General features: G+C 61.2%; 6 protein-coding genes. 5 read left to right on the top strand and 1 reads right to left on the bottom strand.

What is annotated here, in order from left to right:
- Together BI292_RS09020 and BI292_RS09015 are read left to right on the top strand one after the other, a co-directional pair.
- Positions 1 to 775 (top strand): AraC family transcriptional regulator (locus tag BI292_RS09020; RefSeq protein WP_101207667.1); only part of this gene is annotated, 775 nt, incomplete at its 5' end.
- 214 nt (positions 776 to 989) lie between these two features.
- The gene (locus tag BI292_RS09015; protein WP_157831235.1) at positions 990 to 1,253 is read left to right on the top strand and encodes a hypothetical protein; all 264 of its coding nucleotides are present in this window, start codon (positions 990 to 992) and stop codon (positions 1,251 to 1,253) included.
- Between the two features lie 312 nt (positions 1,254 to 1,565).
- On the opposite strand, the gene BI292_RS09010 is transcribed toward BI292_RS09015, so the two are convergent.
- Positions 1,566 to 2,153 (bottom strand): LysE family translocator, encoded by a 588-nt coding sequence (locus tag BI292_RS09010; protein ID WP_101207665.1) that lies wholly within the window; start codon positions 2,151 to 2,153, stop codon positions 1,566 to 1,568.
- Between the two features lie 140 nt (positions 2,154 to 2,293).
- Between BI292_RS09010 and BI292_RS09005 the strand changes: the two genes are divergently transcribed.
- Genes BI292_RS09005 through BI292_RS08995 form a run of 3 tightly spaced genes read left to right on the top strand, consistent with a single transcriptional unit; the run spans position 2,294 to position 4,827 of the window.
- Positions 2,294 to 3,376: a bifunctional transcriptional activator/DNA repair enzyme AdaA gene (locus BI292_RS09005; RefSeq protein ID WP_101207664.1), complete on the top strand. Its 1,083-nt coding sequence runs from the start codon at positions 2,294 to 2,296 to the stop codon at positions 3,374 to 3,376.
- Positions 3,377 to 3,400: 24 nt separating this feature from the next.
- The gene (locus BI292_RS09000; protein WP_101207663.1) at positions 3,401 to 4,204 is read left to right on the top strand and encodes an isocitrate lyase/phosphoenolpyruvate mutase family protein; all 804 of its coding nucleotides are present in this window, start codon (positions 3,401 to 3,403) and stop codon (positions 4,202 to 4,204) included.
- 5 nt (positions 4,205 to 4,209) lie between these two features.
- Positions 4,210 to 4,827: a DNA-3-methyladenine glycosylase gene (locus tag BI292_RS08995; protein ID WP_101207662.1), complete on the top strand. Its 618-nt coding sequence runs from the start codon at positions 4,210 to 4,212 to the stop codon at positions 4,825 to 4,827.
- Positions 4,828 to 5,253: the final 426 nt, after the last annotated feature.

The raw sequence follows: 5,253 nt of genomic DNA, 5'->3' as shown, positions 1-5,253 counted from the left end.
CCTTCCCTTCATCGAGGCGCGGGCCATCGCCGATGGCCGCGAGGTCTGCTATTCGCGGCACTCCCACGCGCACTTTTCAATCGGCGCGATCACCGCCGGGCGCAGCACTTACCTCCACGAACACGCTCAATTCGAGGTCAGCGCCGGCACCGTGGTGTTGATGAATCCCGGCGATGTGCACGCCTGCAATCCGATCGACGACCAACCCTGGTCGTACCTGATGCTCTACGTCGAGACGTCGTGGCTCACCGATTTGCAGCATCAATTGGGCTTTGCCGAAGATCAGGAATTTCGCCGGTTCGCGATCACTCATGTGCACGACGCCAGCCTGTTTGCCGGGCTGAGTGAGCTATACGCCGTGCTGGTCGATGAACAACAAGACATCCTGCGCAAGCACAGTGCTGCCGTGGAATTTTTCACTGATGTGCAGCAGCGCCTCAACCCGATCGATCAACCGTTGCGCGAGCCAAACTTCAAACTGCAGCGCGCCGCTGATTACATCCACGACCACTGCACGCAGTTGCTCAAACTGGAGGACATTTGCGCGGCCGCACAGTTGTCGCCCTCCTATCTGATTCGCGCGTTCAAGCAACATTACGGCATGACCCCGCACGCGTTTTTGTTGAACCAGCGCATTCAGTTTGCCCAAGAGCAACTGCGCAACGGCAAGTTGATTGCCGATGTGGCGATTGCAGCGGGTTTTGCCGATCAGGCGCACTTTCAGCGAGTATTCAAACAACATCTGGCGGCGACGCCTGGGCAATATCGCGGCTGATTCCGGCACGTCGGCGGTCAGCTCCATCAAGGCAATGGCCTTGCGTCGGGGAATCGGGCGGTTGATCGCGCCAAGCGCCTTGGACAGGGATTCGAAATAGCGGTTATAGGCGTCAATGGCCGTATTGATGACGTCAAGGCTCAGGTTACAACTGGTCAAGCACCGCGGATCCGGCGGCGGTGCCGGACGCAAAGTCTCGGTGCTGGATTTGTACATGAGTGACCCGTTGCATACCCAGGACTGGGGGCGGCTCAGGGGGCGCGATATCTATGGGCAATTCCCCGGACTGAAAGACCTGCTGCCGGTTTCAGATCTTTACGAAACGGCCATCCATAACCATTACAACGATCTGAAAGAGGGACTGTCGACCACCATCCGCTATGTGTTTTCACAAATGGTCGAATCCGACCGCAGAGTTTATCGAAAAGGGCCGACTGGGCATGGACGCCTACTTCAAAAACAGCGTGCCTCGCAGTGACGCAACTTGGGCGTTGTACGTGCGCAAAATAGCTGAATTCGAGGGCTCCCTACAGCCAGGCCTATCCGACAAACCAATGGCCTACTTCGATTCCGATCACATTAAAGCGATCAACAGTTGCTCGCTGCCGTGATCGGTTTCCAGGCATTTGGCGATGGCAATGGTCGGACCGCCAGTGCGCTCTACGCGATCGGTCAACTGAGGGCTGGTCGATTTACACCGCTGCCACGAGACGTGGTTGATTCGCTCAGCGGAATCCGTTGACGTCTATTCCGTGCTCCGCTTGACGGGGCACGGTTCAATGTTCAAACGTCACGCCCACAGCAAATACGCCGCACTGCCCGCCAGCAATAACGCCATGCTTCGATTGAACCAACGCATGCCTGCCGGGTTATTCAAATACCCGCGCAAGAATGTCCCGGCATACGCCCAGCAACCGACGGACACATAACAAATCACCAGATACACCGCGGCAAACTGCCAGATCAGCCGCGCCTCGCCGTTGGCGACAAACGCGCCCATCCCCGCGACGCAGGCCAGCCAGGCTTTCGGATTCAGCCATTGCATCAGCGCGCCATACAACATCGACGGTGCCCGTCCTGAATCATTGGCATTCACCTGGCCGTTATCGCTTGCCAGTTTGAACGCCATAAACAACAGAAACGCCACCCCGGCCCACTGCACCACTTGCGTCAGCCCCGGCCAGATTTCCAGCAATTCATGCAGCCCCAGGCCCATCAACACCAGCAACAGCACAAACCCCAGCGTCGCCCCCGCCACATGCCGCTGACTGGCGCGAAAGCCGTACCGCGCGCCGGAACTCAACGCAACAATGTTCACCGGCCCCGGCGTTATCGACGCGACCAGGGCAAACGCCGCCATGGAAATAATCAGACTCATCACCGACCTTCTTCAATTCAACTAAACCGGCCCCCACGTTAGGCCGCACGCGCGGGCCTGTATTGAACAAAACTGCCCTCGGCCAATTCTCTGTCGATTTACCGGTGGAGGCGCCGCACGCGCGGACCTATGCTCTGCCCATGAACCTACATAACGCTGCTCTGCCACCCCACGCCGAGATGGTTCGCGCCATGCTCGAACGCGATACCGCCTACGAAGGCGTATTTTTTACGGCGGTCAAAACCACCGGGATTTTCTGCCGCCCGAGTTGCACCGCACGCAAACCGAAGCCGGAGAACGTTGAGTTTTTCGCCCACGCCGACGAGTGCATGTCTGCCGGTTACCGCGCCTGTCTGCGCTGCAAACCGCTGGACGCTGCAGCGATCGCGCCGGATTGGGTGCAGCGTTTGCTGAGGCTGGTCGATGCCGAACCGGAGCAGCGCTGGACCGATGCGCAGCTGCAAGCCGAGGGCATCGAGCCGCTGAAATTGCGTCGCTGGTTCAAGCAGCATTTCGGCATGACCTTCCACGCCTGGCTGCGCACCCGCCGGCTCGGCATGGCGCTCGGTGGGATCAAGCAAGGCGAATCGATCGACAACGTCGCGTTCGATTCCGGCTACGAGTCCTTGAGCGGTTTTCGCGATGCGTTTCAGAAGTCTTTTCACGTCACACCGGGCCGCGCCGCCAACAGCGAGCCGCTGTTGTTCACCCGCCTGACCACGCCGCTGGGGCCGATGATCGCCATGGCCGAACGGCGCGGTCTGGTGTTGCTGGAATTCCTCGACCGGCCGGCGCTGACCCGCGAAGTCGAACAGTTGCAGCAGCGTTATGGCTACGCCGTGGCGCCGGGGCACAACGCACATTTGCGCCTGATCGAGACCGAACTGGCGCAGTATTTCGCCGGCCAGTTGCAAGTCTTCAGCGTGCCGTTGCATCTGCCGGGCAGCGAGTTCGCCCGGCAGGTCTGGGCCGAACTGGCACAAATCCCCTACGGCCAGACCAGCACCTACAGCGCCATCGCCGCGCGGTTGGGCAAACCCGGCGCCAGCCGCGCCGTGGGTTTGGCCAATGGGCATAATCGGCTGTCGATCGTGCTGCCCTGCCATCGGGTGATCGGCGCCGACGGCTCGCTGACCGGGTATGGTGGCGGGCAGCCGCGAAAAGCCTTTCTGCTCAGGCTGGAAAATGCTGCGGTACAACTGACTCGACCCTTGGCATTCTGATCATTTCAAAGAGAAGGACATTCGATGGAAGCGCTCGACCAGCAATTGCACAACCTGCATCAGCACGGCTTGCTGATCCTCACCAACGTCGCCGATGCCGCCGGGGCGCGGCTGGTCGAGCAATTGGGCAGCCAGGCCGTGGCCACCAGCAGCGCCGCGGTGGCTTGGGCCCACGGTTATCAGGACGGCAATACGCTGCCGCTCGAACGCCTGGTGTCGACGGTGGAATCTATCGCGCGGCTGATCCGTGTGCCGTTGACCGTGGACATTGAGGCCGGTTATTCCGATGACCTGACGCGGGTCGCCGAGGTGGTCGATGCGGTGCTCGCGGCCGGTGCAGTGGGCATCAACATCGAGGACGGGGCGTCGTCGCCGCAGCTGCTGGTACGCAAGATCGAAGTCGCCCGGCAAGTGGCTGAACGGCACGGGGTCAAGCTGTTCATCAACGCGCGCACGGATGTCTATCTCAAAGGTCTGGTGCCTGCCGAGGAGCGTGTCGCCGAAACGCTCAGGCGTGCGGCGCTGTATCAAGCGGCCGGCGCGGACGGCTTGTTCGCGGCCGGAGCGACCGCGGAATACGAAATTGCGGCGATTTGCCAAGGCACCTCATTGCCGGTCAACGTGCTCGGCCTCGCGCATTTACCCGCGCCCGACGTGCTGCAAGGCCTTGGCGTGCGGCGCTTGAGCGCCGGGTCGAGCATCGCCGAATTTCTTTATGGCGCGATGGCTGGGCTGGCGAAAAGCTTCCTCGAAACCGGCAAGCTCGACAGCCGCGATTTGCGCGCGTTGAGTTACGGCGAAGTCAACGCGCTGTTGGGTCCGCGTTGAATGGCATGACGGATATTTATCAGCCCGCCAGCGCGTTTCTCGCATCGATCGATGACGACTGGCGGCGGCATATCGCCGCCGTCGGCCCGTGCCTGCATCAACCGCACCCGGCGCGCGATCCCTATGAATCGCTGGTGCGGGCAATTGCCTATCAGCAACTGCACGCCAAGGCTGGCGATGCGATTGTCGGCCGTTTGCGTGCATTGTTCCCGGCCGATGCATTCCCCAAGCCTGAGCAGATTCTGGCAACTGACTTTGCGCAGATGCGCAGTTGCGGGTTTTCCGCGAGCAAGATTGCAACCATCCAAGGCATCGCCCAGGCAACGCTGGACGGCGTGGTGCCGGATTACCCGACGGCGCTGGCGATGGACGATGAAGCGCTGATCGAGCGGCTGATCACCTTGCGCGGAGTGGGCCGCTGGACCGTGGAGATGCTGCTGATCTACAGCCTGGAGCGCCCGGACATCCTGCCGGCGGATGACTTCGGCGTACGCGAGGGCTATCGGCGCATGAAGGGCCTGGAGGTGCAGCCAACCCGCAGACAGATGATCGAAATCGGCCTGGACTGGTCGCCTTACCGGACAGTCGCAGCGTGGTACCTGTGGCGAGTGCCGGCCAGGTAGACGGCGTTATCGTTGTTCGCGAGCAGGCTCACTCCTACATTTGATTGGTGTTGGGCACGCAACTTCTGGGCAGTGCAAATTACCTGTGGGAGCGAGCTTGCTCGCGAAAGCGGCTTGTCAGCCAGCGTTATTGTTGGATGTGCCGCAGCTATCGCGAGCAAGCTCGCTCCCACATTTGGATTTTTGTACATCTGAGAGAAAGGGGTTGGCTGGTAGAGAGCTATCGCGAGCAGGCTCACTCCTACAGGGATTGCGCACAGCCGCGGGAACAGGTCGGCTATCAGGCCGCCTCGCGGCGCTTTTGCGGTGCCCGCCCCCTCGTGAGGCCGAGCGCAGGTTCTGCGCAGTGGGCAACCCGGCAAGGATGCCGGGTTAGCCGCCCCCGGCCAGGGATGGCCGATGGCGGCGGGCCCACGGAGCAGGACC

It is taken from the genome of Pseudomonas sp. 43NM1 (genome assembly GCF_002836905.1).
In the GTDB taxonomy this organism is placed as follows: Bacteria; Pseudomonadota; Gammaproteobacteria; order Pseudomonadales; family Pseudomonadaceae; genus Aquipseudomonas; species Aquipseudomonas prosekii.
This window is presented reverse-complemented; position numbering and strand designations above follow the sequence as displayed.

Excerpts from the sequence above, each read along its gene's own strand:
- BI292_RS09015 (WP_157831235.1), top strand. The coding sequence starts at position 990 with ATGAGTGACCCGTTGCATACCCAGGACTGGGGGCGGCTCAGGGGGCGC.
- BI292_RS09010 (WP_101207665.1), bottom strand. The coding sequence starts at position 2,153 with ATGAGTCTGATTATTTCCATGGCGGCGTTTGCCCTGGTCGCGTCGATA.
- BI292_RS09005 (WP_101207664.1), top strand. The coding sequence starts at position 2,294 with ATGAACCTACATAACGCTGCTCTGCCACCCCACGCCGAGATGGTTCGC.
- BI292_RS09000 (WP_101207663.1), top strand. The coding sequence starts at position 3,401 with ATGGAAGCGCTCGACCAGCAATTGCACAACCTGCATCAGCACGGCTTG.
- BI292_RS08995 (WP_101207662.1), top strand. The coding sequence starts at position 4,210 with ATGACGGATATTTATCAGCCCGCCAGCGCGTTTCTCGCATCGATCGAT.